Genomic DNA, 21,046 nt, shown 5'->3' with positions numbered 1-21,046 from the left:
AGTTGAGCCTGTTCGAGACCCTGAAGACCCGCTGCCGCGACGAATGGGACGCCTACACCCGGCACGACTTCGTCGAGCAGCTCGGCGCCGGCACCCTGCCGCTGCCGGTCTTCCAGGACTACCTGGTCCAGGACTTCCACTTCCTCGTCCAGTTCACCCGCGCCAACGCCCTGGCGACGTACAAGAGCCGCACGCTTGCTGACCTCAAGGCCGCGCACGCCGCGACCGGCGCGATCCTCAACGAGACCGAGCTGCACCTGACGCTCACCGAGCGCTGGGGCATCCCGCGCGCCGAACTCGAGGCCGCCGCGGAGAAGCAGGCCACCGTCGCCTACACCCGCTACGTCCTGGACTCGGGGATGGCCGGGGACCTGCTCGACCTGAGCGTTGCGCTGGCCCCGTGCACGATCGGCTACGCCGAGATCGGCGCCAGGCTGCAGCCGCGGCTGGCCGAGCACGGCGGACAGGGTGGCGGGCACCCGTACCGCGAGTGGATCGGCGAGTACTCCGGCGAGGAGTTCACCGCCGCCTCCCGCGCCGCGATCGCCCAGCTCGATGCCCTGGCTGCGGGTGGGCTCTCGGACCGTCGGCTGGACGAGCTCACCGACGTGTTCCGCACGGCCACCCGCCTGGAGATCGACTTCTGGCAGCAGGCTCTCGACAGCGCCGAGTAGGCATCGCCGCCGCGTGGTCGCAGATCACGGTGGTACCTGGACCCGCCCCGGGGATGTGTGAATCGGCGAGACCACGCGGCGGCGAGGGGCCCTGGGCAGGGGCTCAGAACAACTGCCGCAGGTTCGCCTTGGCCAGGTCCACCAGCTCGTCACCGCGGCCGGACAGTACGGTGCGCAGCGAGTAGAGCGTGAATCCCTTGGCCTGGGCGGCGCTGATGGACGGCGGGATCGTGAGCTCCTGGCGTTCCACCTCCACCTCGAGCAGGGCGGGCCCGTCGTGGGCGAGGAACCGCTTGACGGTCCCGGCCAGATCCTTGGACTTGTCCGCCCGGAAGCCCGCGAGCCCGCAGGCCTCCGCGACCTTCGAGAAGTCGGGGTTGGACAGGTCGGTGCCGAAGTTCACGAAGCCGTCGGCCTTCATCTCCACCTCCACGAAGTTGTACGAGGCGTTGTTGAACACCACCACCTTGACCGGCAGGTCGTGCTCGACGAGCGTGAGCAGCTCGCCCATCAGCATGGAGAGCCCACCGTCGCCCGCGAGCGCGATCACCTGTCGGCCGGGTGAGGCGGCCTGGGCGCCGATCGCCTGCGGCAGGGCGTTGGCCATGGACCCGTGGGTGAACGACCCGACGATCCGTCGGCGCCCGTTCATCGTCAGATAGCGGGCCGCCCAGATCACAGGGCTGCCGACGTCCGGCAGGAACACCGCGTCGTCGTCTGCCGCCTCGTCGATCAACCGCGTCAGATACTGCGGGTGGATGGTCCGCTTGGACGGCGTGGCGAGATCGTCCAGCGTGCGCCGCGTCTTGGCGTAGTGCTTCGTGGCACCGTCGAGATGTTTGCGGCCCGTGTGCGTGCGCAGCCTGGGGAGCAGCGCCCGTATCGTCTCCCCGACACCGCCGACCAGCGGTACCTCGACAGGCGTGCGTCGACCGATCCGATCGCCCCGGATGTCGACCTGGATCACCGTGGCGTCCGGGTAGAACTGCTGATACGGCAGGTCGGAGCCCAGAACCAGCAGGGTCTCGGCGGCCATCATGGCGCGGTAGCCCGAGGAGAACCCGAGCAGACCGGTCATTCCCACGTCGTAGGGATTGTCGTGCTCCACCCATTCCTTGCCACGCATCGCGTGGACGATCGGCGCCTTGAGCATCTCCGCGATCTGCAGCAGTTCGTCATGGGCGCCCGCGCAGCCGGCGCCTGCGAGGATCGTGACGTCCTCGCAGCCGTCGAGGGCACGGACGGCGCGAGCGAGATCCTCCTCTGCCGGGACCACCGCACTGACTGTGGGGCGGATGGCGGCCGCCTCGGCGGTGATCTCCTCGAGCGCCACGTCGCCGGGCAGGACGAGTACGGCCACCCCGCGCTTCTCGATGGCTGCACGCATAGCGATCCTCAGCAGCCGCGGCGCCTGCTCGGCTGACGAGACGTGCTCCGCATAGACGCTGCACTCGCGGAACAGCTCCTGTGGATGGGTCTCCTGAAAATATCCCGTCCCGATCTCCTCTGACGGGATGTGCGCGGCCAGCGCGAGGACCGGGACCCCGGAACGCTGGGCGTCGAACAGGCCGTTGATCAGGTGCAGGTTGCCGGGCCCACAGGAACCGGCGCACACCGTGAGGTTCCCCGTCAGCGCGGCCTCTGCGGAGGCGGCGAACGCGGCCGCCTCCTCGTGCCGGGTGATCACCCAGTCCACGCCATCGGTCTGCCGGATCGCGTCCGTGACGCCGTTCAGCGAGTCGCCGGGAAGTCCGTAGACCCGCTGGACCCCCGAGGCGTGGAGCGTGTCGATGATGTGTCGAGCGACCGTGGTACGTGTGGGCATGTATGCCTCCGACTGGTGGTGAACTCGTCGCCGAAGGGCCGGGCCGACCCTTCGGCCACCCCCGACCCTACGACCCTTCAGTGCGACCGGGTACCGATCGCGCTCCGGGTCAGGAGCCGGAATGTCGCTGGCGGTGACGGGTGAGGCGGGGGTGTCCGGGTGGGGTCAGCCGTGCGCCGGGGCGGGCGGGTCTCCCGGGGTGGGCGCGGTCGCGGTGGTGGCGTTGTCGTCGTCGACCCGGGGAACGTCTTCTCCGTCAATCTCGACGACCTCGCCCCTGCCGTCATCCCACACGGCCTCGCCGCGCGCGATCATGCCGGCCTCGGTGCTGAGGGTGACCTGGGGGAGGAAGAACGCGAAGAGAAGGGCGACGGCGAGGACCGGCACCACGAACCAGAGCGCGGGAGCCAACGCATCCGCATAGGAGTCCACGATCCCCTGGTGCAGCGGCTCGGGGAGGTTCGCCACGAAGGCCGGCGTGACGGCGCCCGGGTTCAACCCCGAGGCGATCGCCTGCTCCGGGTTGGCGGCCACCGTGTCTGTGAGGTTGTCGATCAGCCGACCCGTGAACAGCGAACCGAACCCGGCGGTGCCGATCGCCGCACCGATCTCGCGGAAGTAGTTGTTCGAGCTCGTGGCCACGCCCACCTGGCGCGGGTCGACCGCGTTCTGAACCGCCAGCACGATCACCTGCATGACCAGGCCCAGGCCGGCGCCGAAGAACAGCAGCATGCCCATGCCAGATCGGGGTGGAGCCTGTCATCTGGGTCATCACCCCGATCGTGGCCGTGGTCAGCGCCATGCCGACGATCGGGTAGATGCAAAAAGGCGTGCTCGGTCACGTGCCTTCTGGTCTCAGATCTGTCGCCTGCCCGCAGACATCGGCGGCTACAGCGCCACAGCGTCGATCTCGGTCCCGGCCGCCAGTGAGGTCACGTCCGCAGGGATCTCCACCAGCACGTCAGCGCGGGCCATCGAGGCGACCAGGTGTGAGCCGGAACCGGAGACCGGCTCGACGACGGGGATGCCAGCACCGGAGTCAGGGCCGAGCGCCGCCCGCAGGAACTGGACCTTCCCTGCGGGGGAGGTGACGTCGCGCGAGAGCCGGGCCCGCACCGGTTGGACAGGCGACCGCCCCACCGCCTCGAGGATGACCGGTCGCAGCAGCACCACGAACGACACCAGCGCGCTGACCGGGTTGCCCGGCAGACACACGACCGGGGTGCCGCGCCAGGTCGACAGGCCCTGAGGGCCGCCGGGCTGCATGGCGATCGGCGCGAAGCGCGCGCCCTCGCGGTCGGCGAGCACCTGGCGCACCACCTCGGCGTCGCCCATCGAGACGGCACCCGCGGTCACCACGAGGTCCGCACCACCGACAGCCGTGTCCAGTGCCGAGGCGAACTCGCCGCGGTCGTCGCCCGAGATCGTCGTGGTGGTGACCTCGCACCCGCAGGCCTTGAGGGCGGCGGCCAGCGTGATCGAGTTGGACTCCCAGATCTGCCCAGGCCCGAGCGGCCGCCCCGGCGCGACCAGTTCCGAGCCCGTGGCCACCACCCCGACCCGCGGCCGCGGCCGCACATCGAGCCCCGACTCCCCGAGCGAAGCCGCCGCCGCCAGGTGCCGCGCCGCCAGACGCACCCCGGCGTCGACCACCACGTCGCCGGCGCGGACGTCGTCGCCCGGGCGGCGGATGAACTCCCCTGGCGACCGCGGCGCCACCACCAGCACCGCGGCGGGGTCGGCGTCGCTCACCACCGTGTCCTCGACCGGCACCACACAATCCGCGCCCTCGGGCACGGGCGCGCCGGTCATCACCTTGCAGGCCTCGTCGTCGTCGACCCCGGGACCCCGACCGTCACCGGCGTGCACCGCCCCGACCACCCGCAGCCGCGCCGGCGAGTCGGGCCCCGCCGCCGCCACGTCCGCCGACCGCACCGCGTACCCGTCCATCTGCGAGTTCACGAACAGCGGCAGGTCCACCGACGCCCGCAACGGCACCGCCAGGACCGAGTCCGCGCACGCCGCCAGCGGAAGGTGCGTGCTCCGCGCCGCCCGCTCCAACACCGGCGCCAGGTGCGCGCGCAGCAGCTCGCGGTACTCGGCGGGGGACGGACGGTCGGGCCGGTCGGGCAGGGAACTCATGTCCCCACGGTAACCGCGTTGTACTGTGCCTACGGCGCGCGCGGGTGCGGCCGGACGCAGCGAGAGTGGGGAAGACGTGGGTCTCTGGTCGGTACACGGCGACGGCAGGAACATCCGACCCGGTGAGGTGGTCGCCCCCATGGAGCGGCTGAGCTGGCCGCGCACCATCGGGATCGGCGCGCAGCACGTGGTGTCGATGTTCGGCGCGACGTTCGTGTTCCCCATCATCATGGGCCTCAACCCGCAGCTGGCGATCCTCTTCTCCGGCGTGTGCACCCTGCTGTTCCTCGCCGTGGTCAAGGGACAGGTGCCCAGCTACCTCGGCACGTCCGTGGCATTCGTCGGCGCGGTCGCGGCGATCCGCGCGCAGGGCGGCACGAGCGCCGAGGTCACCGGCGCGATGCTCGTGGCGGGCGCGACGCTGCTGGTCGTGGGCGTCGTCGTCCATCTCGTCGGCGGCCGCGTGGTCACGGCGGTGCTGCCGCCCGTGGTCACCGGCGCGGTCGTCATGCTGCTCGGCTTCAACCTCGCTCCGGTCGTCGCCGAGACGTACTGGCCCCAGGACCAGTGGGTCGCGCTGGCGGTGATGGTCGTGCTGATCCTCATGACCGTCGGGCTCAAGGGCTTCGCGGGGCGGATCGCGATCTTCCTCGCCCTCATCTTCGGCTACGGCCTGTCCTGGGTGCTGGACCTGGCCACCGGCCCGATCACCTCCCTCGACGCCGGCTCCGGTGAGGTGGCCGAGCACCTGCGCGTCGACTGGTCGGGCGTGTGGGACGCGCCGTGGATCGGGCTGCCGCCGATGACCGACGAGGCCGCCGGCGTGGTCGGCATCCACGCGCCGAGCTTCTCGCTGGCGTTCGTGCTGCTGGTGGTGCCGGGCGTAATCGCGCTCATCGCCGAGAACGCCGGGCACGTCAAGGCGATCGGGGAGATCACGCGGACCGAGACCGACGGCCTGATGGGCCGCGCCCTCGCCGCGGACGGTGCGGGGACCGTGCTGGCCACGTCGTTCGGCGGGTCGGCGACGACGACGTACGCCGAGAACATCGGTGTGATGGCCGCGACCAAGGTGTACTCGACGGCCGCGTACGTGGTGGCCGCGCTGACCGCGATCGTGCTGGGGTGTTCCCCCAAGCTGGGTGCGGTGATCTCCGCGACCCCGGGCGGTGTGCTGGGCGGCATCACGGTGGTGCTCTACGGGATGATCGGCCTGCTCGGCGCCAAGATCTGGAAGGAGAACCGGGTCGACTTCGGCAATCCGTTGAACCTCGTGCCGGTCGCGGCGGGTGTGGTGATCGCGATCGGCGACACGACCCTGCAGATCACCGACGACTTCCAGCTCGGCGGCATCGCCCTGGGTACCCTGGTGGTGGTCCTGGGTTACCACCTGGGACGGGCGATCGCGCCGCAGCTGCGCGGCCAGGCCGAGCGCGACGAGATCCACGAACTCACGCTGCTGGGGCCCACCCCGGACGTCACCGCGCTGGAACGGCGGCCGGAGGACGAGTGAGCGGGGCACGGCGCGGGCCCCTACACTCGGGGCCACCTACACCTTAGAGGGGAGGTGGCCGCCGTGACCGTCCCGGACACCCGCCGCGCACCGGGCGCGGGCCCGCACACACGCCCCGCGACGCCGCTGCTCGTCGACTCCTTCGGCCGCGTCGCCCGGGACCTGCGGGTCTCGTTGACCGAGAAGTGCTCGCTGCGCTGCACGTACTGCATGCCCGAGGAGGGGCTGCCGCCGATCCCCGACGCCGCGCGGATGACGGCCGACGAGGTGATCCGGTTGGTGGCGCTGGCGCACCGCGAGCTGGGGGTGCACGAGGTCCGCTTCACCGGGGGCGAGCCGCTCATGCGGTCCGACCTCGAGCGCATCATCGCCGGCACCCGTGAGGCCTGCCCGGACCTGCCCATCGCCATGACCTCCAACGGGGTCGGCCTCGAGCACCGCGTCGGTCGGCTCGTCGAGGCCGGGCTGGACCGCATCAACATCTCGCTGGACACGGTCGACCGCGCCGAGTTCGCCGAGCTGACCCGCCGCGACCGGCTGCCCTCGGTCCTGCGCGGCGTGCGGGCCGCCGTCGAGGCAGGGCTGGATCCGGTCAAGGTCAACGCGGTGCCGCTGCGCGCGACCCTGCACGGCGCGCCCGACCTGCTGGAGTGGGCGCTCGCCGAGGGCGTGCAGCTGCGGTTCATCGAGGAGATGCCCCTCGACGCCGAGGCCACCTGGTCACGCGCGGAGATGGTCACCGCCGCCGACGTGCTGGACTCCCTGCGGACCCGGTTCGAGCTGGTCCCCGCGGGGCGCGAGGACCCGTCCGCGCCGGCCGAGCTGTGGCGGGTCGCCGGCCACACGGTCGGGGGCGCGCCCGCTACGGTCGGGGTGATCGCGACCGTGACCCGCAACTTCTGCGCGGCCTGCGACCGTACCCGGCTCACCGCCGAGGGAACGGTGCGGTCGTGCCTGTTCAGTGACGACGAGACCGACGTGCTCGGCGTGCTGCGCTCGGGCGCCCCGGACTCCGAGGTCGCGGAGATCTGGCGGGGCGCGATGTGGGGCAAGCAGGCCGGGCACGGGATCGGCGGTACTGCCTTCCACAGGCCGCGGCGGTCGATGGGAGCTATTGGTGGTTGACGTGTCAGTGTCGAGCGATAGAGTTGATGATGTGAGCAGCACACCGGATGTGGGACGGGCGCCGCGGGTGATCACCGTGGGCTACTACGCCGCGGCGGAGGACGCCGCCGGTACCGCCCGCGAACGACTGCACACCCACGCCACCACCGTCGGGGAGCTGGCGCGGGAGGTGTGCGAGCGGCACGGTGAGCCGCTCGCCAGCATCGTCACGGTGTCCTCCTTCCTAGTGGGCGACGAGACCACCCGGGATCCGAAGACCCCGATCGACGGCGTCTCCGCCGTCGATGTACTGCCCCCGTTCGCCGGCGGCTGAGCGATGAACCGGAGCCGGGGGGTCGGCGTGCTGACGATCGCCCTGGCGTGCACGGTGGTCGGTGCCTGCGCGACGCAGGAACCCGAGGACGAGACCACGACCATCGGGGTCGCGGCCGCCCCGTCGTTGACCGCGGCGTTCACGGAGATGATCGACATCTTCGAGGACGAGCATCCCGGGGTCACCGTCAGCCTCGAGCTGGGCCGGTCGGACACGATCGCCGCCGGGCTGCCGGGGCGTGACGACATCAACATCTTCGCCTCCGCGAGCGAGGAGGCCATGCAGCAGGTGGTGGACGCCGGCGTGGCGGTCGACCCCCGCGTCTTCGCCCGCAACCACGTCGTGGTGGCCGTGCCGTCCGGGAACCCGCGCCGGATCACGGGGCTGCGCGACCTCGAACGCCCGGACCTGCGGGTCGGGCTGTGCGCGATGGACGTGCCGTGCGGGAAGGCCGCGGAGACGCTGCTGTCCGCCGCGGGCGTCGAGCCGCCGGGCGTCGAACGCGACTCGGGCTCGCGCGCCCTCGCCGCGCGCCTGGCCGACAACGACGTGGGCATCGTCTACCGGACCGACGTCGCCGCCTCGCACGGCTGGGTCGCGCAGGTCGAGGTCGACCAGCGGGACCGCGAACTCGCCCAGACGGCGGGGACCACGCGGTACTCCGTGGCCAGGGTCGTGCGCGGCGAGGAGGGGGCCGACTCGGAGGGGGAGCGCGCGGCGACGGACGATTTTTTGGAACTGGTCGTCTCCGACCGGGGCCGACGCGCCCTCGAGAACACCGGGCTGGCCCCGCTGCCGCAGTGATCGCGGGGAATCCCCCCGTCGGCCGCGGAAAATCCGCACGTCGGGAAGGTATTTGGCCGGGCCTAGACTCGGCGATATGAGCACTTCGGCGCCCCGCTCCCCGTCCCGGCGGACGGGATCGTGGCACCGGCGGGCGACCCGGCCGGTGCAGGTGTGGATGATCGCGCTGGTGGTGCTGGGCGTGGTGCACCGGTGGGTGCCCGCGTCCACGTGGACGATCATCCACGTCTTCACGCTGGGCCTGCTCACCAACTCGATCCTCGTCTGGGGCCAGCACTTCACCGAGACGCTGCTGCACCAGCGGCCCGCGGAGGAGTCGAGGGCGGTCCAGGTGCGCAGGATCATGGTCCTCAACGCGGGGATCGTGGCGTTGGTCGCGGGGATGATCGGGGCGTGGCCGATCGCGATCGTCGCCGGCGCGACGGTCGTCGGCGGAGCGGTCGCCTGGTACGTGGTGGATCTCGTCCGGCAGATCCGCGCGGCCGCCCCGACCCGGTTCCGGCCGATCGTGCGGTATTACGCGGTCGCGGCGGCGTTCCTGCCGGCCGGGGCCGTCGCGGGCGCGGCCATGGGGGTCGGCGTCGGCGAGGAGTGGGGCGTGCGCCTGCGGGCGTTCCACCTCGCCGTCAACGTCCTGGGATTCGTCGGCATCACGGTCCTCACCACGCTGGTCACCTTCTGGGCCACGGTCCTGCGCACCCCGATGGCGCGGGGCCAGGACACCGCGGCGACCCGTTCCCTGGCCGTCATGGCGGCGGCCGTCGTCGCGGCAGCGGGGGCCTCGCTCGCCGGGGTGGAGCCGGTGATCGCCGTGGCATTGGGTGTGTACCTGCTGGCCGTGCTGTGGCACCTGGTGTACCTCGTCCGCGCCGCACGGAGTGCGCCGCCGCGGGAGTTCGCCTCGATGAGCATCGCCTGCGGGTTGGTGTGGCTGCCGATCGCGCTGGGGTGGGCCACGTGGCTCGTCGCCACCGGCCGGATGGCCGACCTGGGCGACGTGACCGCCCCGCTGCTCGCCGGCGCCGCCGCCCAGATCCTGTTCGGCGCCATGAGTTTCCTCATGCCCACCGTGATGCGCGGGGGGCCGGCGGCCGTGCGCGCGGGGATGGTCGAGATGAACCGCCTCGCGGCGTTCCGTCTGGTCCTGGTCAACGCCGGGCTGATCGTCTTCCTCGCGCCCGGCGGCACGAGCTGGACGCGGGTCGTCGGCTCGCTGCTGGCGTTCGGTGGCTTCGTCCTGTTCCTGCCGGTGATGATCCGGGCCGTCCGCGCGCAGTTGCGGGTGATCCGCGCGGCCGCAGCGGCGCGGGAGGCCGGGGAGAAGCCCGCCCGGGTCACGGCGGACACGGCCCGCGCGGAGATCGCCCCCGGCCGGCGCCGGAACCTCATCGGTGCGCTGGCGGCGCTGCTGGTGGCGGCCCTCGCGACGGGGACCGTCCTCGCCGTCGACCCGTCCTCCCCGCTGCGCCGCACCGACGGATCGGCCGCGGTCACCCCGAGCGGGAACACCACGACCGTCGAGGTGGTCGCGGTGGGGATGAGGTTCGAGCCGAGCACCGTGACCGTCCCCGTCGGTGACCGGTTGGTGATCGAGTTGAGGAACGACGACGAGACGACGGTTCACGACCTGCACCTGGCCAACGGGGTCGGGACCGGCAGGGTGGAGCCGGGTGAGACGGCGCGGGTGGACGTCGGCGTGGTGGGCCGCCCGGTCGAGGGATGGTGCACGATCGCCGGGCACAAGGCGATGGGCATGACCTTCGATGTGCAGGTCGAGGGGGGTGATCCGGCTGGTGGCGGGACCAGCGGCGGGGCCACTGATCCGCGTGCGGCCGGGCACGACGGGCACTCCGGCGCGGGCGATGGCACGGCATCCCCGACCGAAGCGATCGACGTCCTCTCGCCGCCGTCGGACGACTTCGAGACCCGCGACCCGGTGCTGGCCCCCGCGCCGCCGGGCCGCGAGCATCGGATCACCCTCACCGTCGAGGAGACCACTGACGAGTTGGCGCCCGGGGTGGTGCGGCCGGTGTGGACCTACAACGGTGGGCTGCCCGCGCCGACGCTGCGCGGCCGGGTCGGGGACACGTTCGTCGTGACCTTCCGCAACGAGGGGACGATCGGCCACTCGATCGACTTCCACGCCGGGGACGTGCGCCCCGACGAGGTCATGCGCACGATCCCGCCCGGCGGGGAGCTGGAGTACCGGTTCACCGTGAAGCGGGCGGGGGCGTGGCTGTACCACTGCGCCACCGCGCCGATGAGCGGGCACGTGGCGGCGGGGATGTTCGGGGCGCTCATCGTGGACCCGCCGGAGTTGCCGGAGGTCGACCGCGAGTACGTCCTGGTGCAGTCGGAGGCGTATCTGGGCGGCGACGACGAGCCGTTCGACATGGACAAGATCGCCGCCCGCCGGCCCGACCTGGTGATGTTCAACGGCCACGCCACGCAGTACCGGCGGGACCCGCTCACCGCGCGGGTGGGCGAAACCGTCCGGATCTGGGTGGTCGCGGCGGGTCCGAGCGATGGCACGAGTTTCCACGTCGTGGGTGGGCAGTTCGACACCGTGTACAAGGAGGGGGCGTATCGGTTGCGCGACGGTCGCGACGCGTTCGGCGGGAGCGGCGGCGGGGCGCAGGCGCTGGACCTGGCGCCGTCGCAGGGAGGGTTCGTCGAGATGACCCCCGCCGAGCCCGGCCGCTACGTCTTCGTGGACCACTCGTTCGCTGACGCGGAGAAGGGCGCGACGGGCTTTCTCGACGTGAGTGACTGATCGGTCCCTGACCAGTCCCTGACCGGTCCTGACCGGGGGCACTTGATGCGTCACGGAATAGACGACGGCCCGCTCCGGTTGGTATAGATGACACATCAAATAGCATCGACCGACTGATCGGCCCGACGATCCAGGAGAGCGCCATGCCCGTCTACGTCCAGAACCCCGACCCCCGCAGCCTCGTCGAGCGGCCCGCCGACGACCTCCTCGCGCCGGACACCCGCATGGGAGCCGTGGAGCTGCTGGTCCGTGACCTGGACGCGATGATCGGCTTCTACTCCGAGGGCGTGACCCTGGAGGTGCTCGAGCATTCGGGCGAGACCGCGGTGCTCGGCCGCGCGGGCCTCCCGCTCGTGCGGATGCGCCGGATGCCCGACCTGCCGCCGCGGAAGTCCGGCGAAGCGGGTCTATTCCACACCGCCGTGCTGTTCGACGACGAGGCGTCGCTGGCCGCCGCCGTCGCCTCGGTCGCCCGGAACGCGCCCCGGTCGTTCACCGGTAGCTCGGACCACCTGTACAGCCAGGCGTTCTACTTCGACGACCCGGAGGGCAACGGCGTCGAGCTGTACGCGGACCGGCCCCGGGAGACCTGGGCCACCGAGCCGCACGGTCTGCTCAAGGTGGCCACCAATCCGCTGGATCCCAACGCGTTCCTGCGCAGCCACCTGCCCGAGACGTCCGCGAGCCCGCCGGGCGCGACGCTCGGCCACGTCCACCTGCAGGTCGGCGACATCGGTGTGGCCCGCGACTTCTACGTGGACGCCCTCGGATTCGAGGTGATGAGCGATGTCGGCTCGGCCCTGTTCATCGCCGCCGGTGGGTACCACCACCACATCGCCGTCAACACGTGGGGCACCGCCGGGGCGGGCCCGCGCGCGGCCGCCCTCGGGCTGGGGCAGGTGAACATCGACCTGCCGACCGCCGACGACGTCGACGCACTCCAGCAGCGCCTGACCGACCACGGGTTCCGGGCCCGCCACGACGGCGCCGTTCTGCGGGTCGACGACCCGTGGGGCACGCTCATCCAGGTCGGGGCGGCTGGCGCGGTCGCGGAAAGCTGACACGGTAGGCGCTGCGTTCGCCCGCGCGGTGGATTCGGCATCCGCCCCTGCGCATGCCCGCCGAACCCGCAGCCGCCCCTGCGCCTGGCGTCTCGCTCCCGGGCTTGGCGTCTCGCTCGTGCGCGTGCGTCGTGGAACCCTCGCAGCCGCTCCCGGCGATGGCGTCTCGCTCCCGGGCCCGCCCGCCGAATCCGCAGCTGCCCCTCGGCATGGCGTCTGGCCCGCCCCGCGGTGCGCGCGAGACGCCATGCCGGCGGGCGGCTGTGCGGAGCCGATCCGTGCCGCGTGTGCCGCGGTGCGTGCCCGGCGGGCTGCGTCGTCGGCTACCGCTTCGTGCCGACGGTCCGGCTGACGTCCGCCACGTCCTCGCGGGACCAGCCGCGCCGGTAGTGGCGGTTGCCGAACTGGTCGGTCGGCCGCGAGCGGTAGACCACGTACGGCCGCCACAGGTACCCGACGGGCGCGGAGAACACGTGGACGAGCCGGGTGAACGGCCAGATCGCGAACAGCAGGAACGCCACGATCGCGTGCGCCTTGAAGCTGAACGGCGCGTCGGTCATGAGGGCGGGGTCCGGCTGGAACCAGAAGATGCCGCGGAACCACACGGCCAGGTCCTCACGGTAGTCGTAATGGCTGATGATGTTGCCGATGATCGTGTTGCTCATGCCGAGGAAGATCGTCAGCGCGAGGAAGACGTACATCACCTTGTCGTTGAGCGTCGTCGCCGAGAACACCGGCCCGACGGTGCGGCGGCGGTAGATGAGGATGATCAGCCCGACGACCGTGCAGAAGCCGGCGATCGCGCCGATCACCACCGCCAGCCAGTGGTAGGCCTCCTGCGAGATGCCCACCGCCTCGGTCCACGACTTGGGGATCACCAGGCCGATGATGTGCCCGCCGATCACGAACAGCAAGCCGAAGTGGAACAGCGGGCTGCCCCAGCGAAGCAGGCGGGACTCGTACAGCTGCGAGGACCGGGTGGTCCAGCCGAACTTGTCATACCGGTACCGCCACCAGTGGCCCACGACGAAGATCGCCAGGCACACATACGGCAGGACGACCCACAGGAACACGTCGATCCAGGTCACATCGGTCATGGGTGGGCCCCGCTCTCCAGGTAGGACGATGAGGTGAACGCCTCGAGGCCGACGTCCTCGTCGGGCGGGCCCTGGGCGATGAGCTTGCGAACCGCCTCGTGGCCCTCGCCGTCGATCGGCGGGAGGGTGGCGGTGACGGCCGAGACGACCCCGGCCCATTCCGACCGGCGATCGGTGAGCGAGATGCGCAGCAGCTCGAGGCCCGGCCGGTGGTTCACGAGCAGGCCGCGGCAGCGGTCGAGGTCGTGCTGGGCGCCGAACTCCAGGACGACGCCCAGATGGTCGGGCAGTTCGTGGGCCGACATCACGGCGCCGGCGAGCTTGTAAGCGGTGACGAAGGCGAGCAGGGCGGAACCGCGCTTGCGGGTGTCGCCGTGCTGGTAGTACGTCAGGTACAGGCAGCAGCGCCGGCGCATGTCGAAGGTCTCGACGTACTCGGTCTGGAGGTCGGTCAGCGGTTCGCTCTCGAGCCTGTCGAGCAGCGGGAGCAGGGACCGGGCCGGGCCGCCGAGCTCGGCGACCAGGGCCCGCACGGTGGGCACCTGCTCCACGAGTTCGGTGGTCGGGTAGTCCAGCAGCAGCGAGGCCGCCTGGTAGAGGGCGCGGTCGGTGGGCGCACCGCGGCCCACGACGGGCGTACGTCCCGGTCGAACGGCCTGGCGGACGCGGGCGAACAGGTCGCCGGTGAAGAAGTCTGCGGCCACCGGTCTACCTCTTTCCCGGGAACAGGCCGCCCGCGCGCCCGTTGCCGTCCCAGTTGAGCAGGTTGATCCGCCGGTCCTTGCCCTCCGGGGAGGCGGCGGTGTCGGCGGTCTGCCGGTCGCGCAGAGCGTGGAAGTTCTCCACGGCGATCGGCACGTTGTGGTCGCCCGAGCCCTCGCCGAACGGGCCGGAGCCGCCCATGCCGGGGCCGCCGTCGAAGTCGAGGCTGCACTCGGTGACGAGCTCCTCGAGGTCGTGGGCCTGTTCCTGGTGCGCGGTGGGGATGACGTACCGCTCCTCGTAGTGCGCCAGGGCGAGGAGGCGGTACATCTCGTACATCTCCTCCTCCGTCATGTCGACGGCCTCGCAGAGCTCGCCGCGCGGCTCGCGCCCGAGGTTGATGTCGCGCATGTAGGTGCGCATGGCGGCCAGCCGGTTGAGCACACCCTGCACCACGTCCACGTCGCCCGCGCTGAACAGCTCGGCGAGGTACTCCAGCGGGATGCGGAGCCGGTCGATCGCGGAGAACAGGATGTCGGGGTCCTCGCCGTCGCCACCGTCGGCGGAGATCCGGTCGATCACCGGGGACAGCGGCGGGATGTACCAGACCATGGGCATGGTCCGGTACTCCGGATGCAGCGGAAGAGCCACCTCGTAGTCGTGGATGAGCCGGCGGATCGGGGAGCGGCGGGCGGCGTCCAGCCAGTCCTCGGGGATGCCCTCGGCGCGCGCGGCGGCGATCACCTCGGGGTCGTCGGGATCGAGGAAACACGCGCGTTGGGCGGCGAGCAGGTCCTTCTCGTCCGGGGTGGACGCGGCCTCGGCCACCTTGTCGGCGTCGTAGAGCACCAGGCCGATGTAGCGCAGCCGGCCGACGCACGTCTCCGAGCACACCGTGGGGATGCCCACCTCGATGCGGGGGAAGCAGAACGTACATTTCTCGGCCTTGCCCGTGCGGTGGTTGAAGTACACCTTCTTGTACGGGCAGCCGGTGATGCACTGGCGCCAGCCGCGGCACTTGTCCTGGTCCACCAGCACCACGCCGTCCTCGACGCGCTTGTAGATCGCGCCGGAGGGGCACGAGGCCGCGCACGACGGGTTGAGGCAGTGCTCGCAGATCCGCGGCAGGTAGAACATGAACGTCTGCTCGAACTCGGCCTTGACCTCGGTGCCGACCTTCTTGACGATCGGGTCGTCGGCGAGGTGCTCGGGGGAGCCGCCCAGGTTGTCGTCCCAGTTGGCCGACCAGGAGATCTTCATGGGCTCGCCGCTGATGAGCGAGTACGGGCGCGCGACCGGGGTGTGCTGCTGCAGCGGCGCGGAGACCAGCGTGTCGTAGTCGTAGGTCCACGGCTCGTAGTAGTCGTCGATCGACGGCATGGTGGGGCTGGAGAAGATCTGCATGAGCTTTTTGGCCCGCCCGCCGGCCTTGAGCCGCAGGCGCCCCCTCCGGTCCAGCTCCCAGCCGCCCTTCCAGCGCTCCTGATCCTCGTAGGTGCGCGGGTACCCGAGGCCGGGCCGGGTCTCGACGTTGTTCCACCACACGTACTCGGTGCCGGCGCGGTTGGTCCACGCCTGCTTGCACGTCACCGAGCAGGTGTGGCACCCGATGCACTTGTCGAGGTTCATCACCATCGCCATCTGTGCCATGACCCGCATCAGTACTGCACCTCCTGGGAGCGACGGCGGATGACCGTCACCTCGTCGCGCTGGTTACCCGTGGGACCGATGTAGTTCCACGCGTAGCTGAAGTGGGCGTACCCGCCGATCAGGTGACTGGGTTTGACCATGATCCGGGTCGCCGAGTTGTGGATACCGCCGCGCTTGCCATCGGTCTCGGACAGCGGGACGTCGATCGTGCGGTCCTGGGCGTGGTGCATGTACACGGTGCCCGCCGGCATGCGGTGCGAGACCACGGCGCGCGCCACGATCACGCCGTTGCGGTTGACCGCCTCGATCCAGTCGTTGTCCTTGACGCCGATGAGCGCGGCGTCGGCGTCGCTCATCCACACCATCGGTCCTCCACGGCCGAGGCTGAGCATGAGCAGGTTGTCCTGGTACTCGGAGTGGATCGACCACTTGTTGTGCGGGGTCAGGTACCGCACGGTGAGCTCGGCTCCGCCGTCGTGGCCGAGCCTGGGCTCGCCGTACAGCTCGTGCATGTTGAGCGGTGGCCGGTACACGGGCAGCTGCTCGCCCATCTCGGCCATCCAGTCGTGGTCCATGAAGAACTGCATCCGGCCGGTGAGCGTGTGCCACGGTTTGAGCCGCTCGGTGTTGATGACGAACGCGCTGTAGCGGCGCCCCCCGTGCTCGGACCCCGACCACTCGGGCGAGGTGATCACCGGCTGCGGCCGAGACTGGGTGTCGGAGAACGTGATGCGTTTGCCCTCCTCGCCGCGGGACAGGTCGGCGAGCTCACGGCCCGTGCGCTCCTCGAGCTGTTCGAAGCCCTGGGTGGCCAGGCGACCGTTGGTGGTGCCGGACAGGGACAGGATGGCCTCGCACATCCGGATGTCGGTGTCGAGCCGCGGGCGGCCCCGGCCGACGCCCGTGCGCGTCTCGCCGTTGTGTCGCAGCAGGGCAGCGATCTCCTCGGTGGGCGTGAGGTTGAGGCCCTTGACCGGCATGCCGGCGGACTCGGCGAGCGGGCCGAGGGAGCCGAACTTCTCGCCGATCAGCCGGTAGTCGCGCTCTACCGTGGCGATCTTGGGGAAGTTCTTCCCCGGCACCGGCTCACACGAGCCGTCCTTCCAGTCGGTTACCCTGCCGCCCGGGTTGGCGATCGCGTCCGGGGTGTCGTGGCCGAGCGGCACCGCCACCACGTCGGTCCGCGCGTCGAGGTGGCCGTGGCTGAGCTCGGAGACCTTCTCGGCGAGCATCTTGAACGTGTCGAAGTCGCTGCGGGTCTCCCAGGGCGGGTTGATCGCGGCGTTGAACGAGTGCACGAACGGGTGCATGTCGGTGGACGACAGGTCGTGCTTCTCGTACCACGTCGCCGCCGGCAGCACGAGGTCGGAGAACAGCGTGGTGGACGTCATCCGGAAGTCCAGCGTCATGAGCAGGTCGAGCTTGCCGTCCGGGGTGGCGTCGCCCTCCTCGCGCCACACCATGTCGCGGCCGCGGTGCCCCTCGGGCGCCTGGTCGGCGCGCAGGGAGCTGTCGGTGCCCAGGAGGTGCTTGAGGAAGTACTCGTCGCCCTTGGCGGAGGACCCGATGAGGTTGGACCGCCACACGGTGAGGATCTTGGGCGCGTTGCCGGGACCGTCGGGGTCCTCGGCCGCGAACCGTATGTCGCCGGCCTTGATGCGGTCCACCACGTACTCGCCGGCGGGGACGCCCGCCGCGGCGGCCTCGTCGCCCAGGTCGAGCGGGTTGCGGGAGAAGGTCGGGTACGAGGGCATCCAGCCCAGCCGCGCGGACATGGCCACCAGATCCGGGGTGCTCATGCCGTCGAATCGGCCGTCGCCGGTCGGGGAGGTGAGCACGTCGGCCGCGTACGCGTCGTACTTCCACTGCCCGGTGTGCAGGTAGAAGAAGGCCGTGGAGATCATCTGGCGCGGCGGGCGCGACCAGTCCAGCGCGTTCGCGACCTGCTGGAACCCGGTGAGCGGGCGGACCTTCTCCTGGCCCACGTAGTGTGCCCAGCCGCCGCCGTTGACGCCCTGGCAGCCGGTGAGGATGGTCAGGGACAGGAAGGCCCGGTAGATGAGGTCGGAGTGGAACCAGTGGTTGGTGCCGGCGCCCATGAGGATCATCGAGCGGCCGCCCGAGTCCAGCGCGTTCTGGGCGAACTCGCGGCCGAAGCGCTCGGCCTGGGCGGCGGGTACGCCGGTGTGCTCCTCCTGCCACGCCGGGGTGTACGGGGCGGGGTCGTCGTATCCGGTCGGCCAGTCACCGGGCAGGCCGTCCCGGGCCACGCCGAACTGCGCCATCATGAGGTCGAACACGGTCGTGACGATGACCTCGTCGTCGTCGTCCAGTACTACGGTGCGGACCGGCACGCCGCGCGTGACGGTGTCGGCCTCGCCGCGCGGCGTGTCGAAGCGCGGCAGGACGATCTCGGCGGTGTCCCCGCCGCTCCCGTGCAGGCTCAGCACCGGGTCGATCTCGCCCAGGTCGAGGTTCCAGCGGCCCTTGCCCTGCTCGCCGAACCGGTCGCCGAGCGTGCCGTTCGGCACCACCACGCGGTCGGTCACCGCGTCGAGCATCACGGTCTTGCTGGCGGCGTTCTCGCCCGGATCCACGTCGAGGCGCACGGCGTCGGCGGTGAGGAACTTGTCCGGCACCACGGTGCCGTCGGCGCGGGTGCGCAGGGTGACGAGGAACGGCAGGTCGGTGTACGTCTTGGCGTACGAGGTGAACTCGGGGGTGTCTCGACGGGCGTAGAACTCGGTGAGCACCACGTGGACCATCGACATCGCCAGCGCGCCGTCCGTCCCGGGGTGCGGGTGGATCCACTCGTCGGCGAACTTGGTGTTGTCCGCGTAGTCGGGGGAGACCACCACGACCTTCTGCCCCTTGTAGCGGGCCTCGGCCATGAAATGGGCGTCCGGCGTGCGGGTGACGGGGACGTTGGAGCCCCACATCACCAGGTAGGTGGAGTTGAACCAGTCCGCGGACTCCGGGACGTCGGTCTGGTCGCCGAACACCTGCGGAGAGGCCACGGGCAGGTCGGCGTACCAGTCGTAGAAGGACAGCATGGAGCCGCCGAAGAGCTGCATGAAGCGGGCGCCGGCGCCGAACGAGGCCATGGACATGGCGGGGATCGGGGAGAACCCGGCGACGCGGTCGGGGCCCACGGTCTTGGCGGTGTACACGTGCGCGGCGGCCGCCATCTCCAGGGCGTCCTCCCAGCGGCAACGGACGAGCCCGCCCTTGCCGCGCGCGGCCTTGTAGTGGGCGCTCAGGACGGGGTCCTCGACGATCGACGCCCACGCGTCCACCGGGTCGGAGTGCACGGCCCGGGCGGTGCGCCACATCTGCATGAGCACGCCGCGCACGTACGGGTAGCGCACGCGGGTGGGGGAGTAGGTGTACCAGGAGAACGCCGCGCCGCGCGGGCAGCCGCGGGGCTCGTAGGCCGGCAGATCGTCACCGATGTCCGGGTAGTCCGTCTGCTGGGCCTCCCACGTGATGATCCCCTCCTTGACGTACACCTTCCACGAGCAGGAACCCGTGCAGTTGACACCGTGGGTGGAGCGGACCACCTTGTCGTGGCTCCAGCGGTCGCGGTAGAACACGTCGGCGTCGCGGCCGCCGGTGTGGGTGACCGTGCGGAGGTCCTCCGAGGCCTCGCCGCGCCGGAAGAACCGCCCGGTGCGGAGGATGGCGTCGGTGACGGGGCCGTCGAGCCGCCCGGAACCGGAGGGAGCGTTCCCGCCGTCCGAGGGTGACGACGACGAGCTGGGCGAGTCGACGCTGGTCATGCCGACGTCCTTTCAGTCGCGGGGGAGGCGCTACGGCCGGAGCGGAGGAACCACAGCCACGTGAGCACCGCGGTGGCCGCGGAGAGCACGAACAGCAGGAGCAGACCGATGCGGTAGTTGCCGTGGGCGGTCCAGAAGTAGCCGAGGAGCAGGGGTGGGACGAAGCCGCCCAGACCGCCGACCGCGCCGACGATGCCGGTCACCGACCCGACGGCCGACGGCTCGACGAGCTCGGCCACCAGGGCGAAGACGGCACCCGAGGCGACGCCGAGGGACGCGCCCATGAACAGGAACACGACCGTGCCGAGCGGGTAGAGGGTGCCGCCCTCCGTGTTGATGAGGGGCATGCGCTCGGTCGCGGCGGCGGCCATCAGCCCGGTGACGATGTAGCTGACGATGAGCACCCACGCGCCGGGGAACCTGTCGGCCAGCGCGCCGCCGAGGGGCCGGCAGGCCACCGCGATCACGACGAACACCGCGGTGCGCAGGGCCGCGTCCTCCATGTCCAGTTCGTAGAAGTTGTGCAGGTAGGTGGGCAGGTAGACGGAGAACGCCACGAACCCGCCGAAGCCCATCGCGTACAGCCAGGCGAGTTTGAGGGTGACCGGGCGGGCGAGCGTCCTGGCGGCCTTGACCACCCAGTTGCCCTGGGCCGGGGCCCACGCCGGCGAGTTCTTCAGCAGTGCCCGGGCGACGACCGCGTACACGGCGAGCAGGACCGCGACCAGGATGAACGGCGCCTGGTCGCCGAAGGCGTCGCGGAGCCGCAGGGTGGTGAAGGCCGCGATCGCCGTACCGCCCATGCCGGCGCCGAAGATGCCGATGGCCGTGCCACGCCGGTGCGGCGGGAACCACGAGTTGACGGTGGGAACGCCGACGGCGAAGGAGGTGCCGCCGATCCCCAGGAAGAACCCGCCGATGAGGAGCGCGATGTAGCTGCCGTCGACGAACCCGACGAAGAGGGTGGGGATGATCGTCAACGCCGCGATCAGCGGAAACATCGTACGACCGCCCAGGCGGTCGGTGAGCGCCCCGACGGGGATGCGGCCGAGCGACCCGACCACCACGGGCAGCGCCACCACGAGCGACTGCTGGAACGAGCTCAGCCCGAGCTGGTCCTTGTAGGTCGCCCCGAGCGGGCCCATGAGCGCCCACGCCCAGAACGTGAGGAGGAAGCCCGAGAAACACAGGGCCAGAGCGATGTTCGCCTGCTTCGGGTCGGGCGTGGCCGGGGACTGGGGCCGGGCGGCCTCGGGCTGTGGGTCCGCCGGCTGCGGAGACGCGGGCCCTGTCTGTGGGGAGTTCGGGCCTGAGGGCACCGGAGGTCCTTTCGCGTTGATTCTCGCTGCGGCGGGTCCGCTCGGTTGTGGGCGGGCCCGAACCCGAGTGTGTGTAACCGTAGATCGCGCTATCGGCGCTTCTCGCGCTTTGGGGCACTTTGTTATCGGCTAAATACACTCCGCGTTGAGTATTTAGAGTTTTTAAGGGAGTTGGCGCGGAGAAAACGCCCTGAATAACCGCAGATAATGTCTCGGGATAAGGGGCGAGAAGGTAATTGGCCACCCCAATTGGTTGATATCTCCGCTAA

Annotated in this window: 15 protein-coding genes; 7 read left to right on the top strand and 8 right to left on the bottom strand. The window is 70.9% G+C overall.

Annotated features, from left to right (window positions below):
• Positions 1 to 2 precede the first annotated feature (2 nt).
• Positions 3 to 674, top strand: a complete 672-nt coding sequence (locus DPA01S_RS04455; RefSeq protein ID WP_061227816.1) for a TenA family protein — start codon at positions 3 to 5, stop codon at positions 672 to 674.
• Between the two features lie 103 nt (positions 675 to 777).
• Here the strand turns inward: DPA01S_RS04455 and poxB are convergent, their stop codons facing one another.
• From poxB to DPA01S_RS04440, 3 genes are all read right to left on the bottom strand, one after another.
• Complete coding sequence (poxB, locus tag DPA01S_RS04450) at positions 778 to 2,499, bottom strand: ubiquinone-dependent pyruvate dehydrogenase (RefSeq protein WP_061227817.1); 1,722 nt, start codon at positions 2,497 to 2,499, stop codon at positions 778 to 780.
• A gap of 165 nt (positions 2,500 to 2,664) precedes the next feature.
• Complete coding sequence (locus DPA01S_RS04445) at positions 2,665 to 3,237, bottom strand: MFS transporter (protein WP_061914255.1); 573 nt, start codon at positions 3,235 to 3,237, stop codon at positions 2,665 to 2,667.
• Positions 3,238 to 3,387: 150 nt separating this feature from the next.
• Positions 3,388 to 4,641 (bottom strand): molybdopterin molybdotransferase MoeA, encoded by a 1,254-nt coding sequence (locus DPA01S_RS04440; RefSeq protein ID WP_084374686.1) that lies wholly within the window; start codon positions 4,639 to 4,641, stop codon positions 3,388 to 3,390.
• Positions 4,642 to 4,780: 139 nt separating this feature from the next.
• On the opposite strand from DPA01S_RS04440, the gene DPA01S_RS04435 reads away from it, so the two are divergent.
• The 6 genes from DPA01S_RS04435 to DPA01S_RS04410 all read left to right on the top strand — a co-directional run bounded on the left by DPA01S_RS04435 (position 4,781) and on the right by DPA01S_RS04410 (position 12,230).
• On the top strand, positions 4,781 to 6,154 hold the full coding sequence (locus DPA01S_RS04435) for a uracil-xanthine permease family protein (protein WP_061914278.1): 1,374 nt from the start codon (positions 4,781 to 4,783) through the stop codon (positions 6,152 to 6,154).
• A gap of 54 nt (positions 6,155 to 6,208) precedes the next feature.
• Positions 6,209 to 7,279: a GTP 3',8-cyclase MoaA gene (gene moaA / locus DPA01S_RS04430; protein ID WP_061914252.1), complete on the top strand. Its 1,071-nt coding sequence runs from the start codon at positions 6,209 to 6,211 to the stop codon at positions 7,277 to 7,279.
• 31 nt (positions 7,280 to 7,310) lie between these two features.
• Positions 7,311 to 7,592 carry a MoaD/ThiS family protein gene (locus DPA01S_RS04425; RefSeq protein WP_232303011.1) on the top strand — a complete coding sequence of 94 codons (282 nt, stop codon included), beginning with the start codon at positions 7,311 to 7,313 and terminating at the stop codon, positions 7,590 to 7,592.
• A gap of 3 nt (positions 7,593 to 7,595) precedes the next feature.
• Positions 7,596 to 8,396, top strand: a complete 801-nt coding sequence (locus DPA01S_RS04420; protein ID WP_061914248.1) for a molybdate ABC transporter substrate-binding protein — start codon at positions 7,596 to 7,598, stop codon at positions 8,394 to 8,396.
• 76 nt (positions 8,397 to 8,472) lie between these two features.
• Positions 8,473 to 11,169 (top strand): multicopper oxidase domain-containing protein, encoded by a 2,697-nt coding sequence (locus DPA01S_RS04415; RefSeq protein WP_232303010.1) that lies wholly within the window; start codon positions 8,473 to 8,475, stop codon positions 11,167 to 11,169.
• 143 nt (positions 11,170 to 11,312) lie between these two features.
• On the top strand, positions 11,313 to 12,230 hold the full coding sequence (locus DPA01S_RS04410; protein WP_061914244.1) for a VOC family protein: 918 nt from the start codon (positions 11,313 to 11,315) through the stop codon (positions 12,228 to 12,230).
• Between the two features lie 323 nt (positions 12,231 to 12,553).
• Here the strand turns inward: DPA01S_RS04410 and narI are convergent, their stop codons facing one another.
• Genes narI through DPA01S_RS04385 form a run of 5 tightly spaced genes read right to left on the bottom strand, consistent with a single transcriptional unit; the run spans position 12,554 to position 20,777 of the window.
• Positions 12,554 to 13,327 carry a respiratory nitrate reductase subunit gamma gene (gene narI / locus DPA01S_RS04405; RefSeq protein ID WP_061227824.1) on the bottom strand — a complete coding sequence of 258 codons (774 nt, stop codon included), beginning with the start codon at positions 13,325 to 13,327 and terminating at the stop codon, positions 12,554 to 12,556.
• Entirely contained in the window at positions 13,324 to 14,031 is a 708-nt protein-coding gene (gene narJ / locus DPA01S_RS04400) for a nitrate reductase molybdenum cofactor assembly chaperone (protein ID WP_007627481.1), read from the bottom strand. The genes narI and narJ overlap by 4 nt, the downstream gene beginning before the upstream one ends.
• Before the next feature lie 4 nt (positions 14,032 to 14,035).
• Entirely contained in the window at positions 14,036 to 15,688 is a 1,653-nt protein-coding gene (narH, locus tag DPA01S_RS04395) for a nitrate reductase subunit beta (RefSeq protein WP_061914241.1), read from the bottom strand.
• Entirely contained in the window at positions 15,688 to 19,458 is a 3,771-nt protein-coding gene (locus tag DPA01S_RS04390; RefSeq protein ID WP_061914239.1) for a nitrate reductase subunit alpha, read from the bottom strand. The genes narH and DPA01S_RS04390 overlap by 1 nt, the downstream gene beginning before the upstream one ends.
• Positions 19,455 to 20,777 carry an MFS transporter gene (locus tag DPA01S_RS04385; RefSeq protein ID WP_084374684.1) on the bottom strand — a complete coding sequence of 441 codons (1,323 nt, stop codon included), beginning with the start codon at positions 20,775 to 20,777 and terminating at the stop codon, positions 19,455 to 19,457. The genes DPA01S_RS04390 and DPA01S_RS04385 overlap by 4 nt, the downstream gene beginning before the upstream one ends.
• Positions 20,778 to 21,046 lie beyond the last annotated feature (269 nt).

The organism is Dietzia papillomatosis NBRC 105045, assembly GCF_001570845.1.
In the GTDB taxonomy this organism is placed as follows: Bacteria; Actinomycetota; Actinomycetes; order Mycobacteriales; family Mycobacteriaceae; genus Dietzia; species Dietzia cinnamea.
Note: the sequence above shows the minus strand (reverse complement) of the source record. Positions and strands in the feature narration are given on the sequence as shown.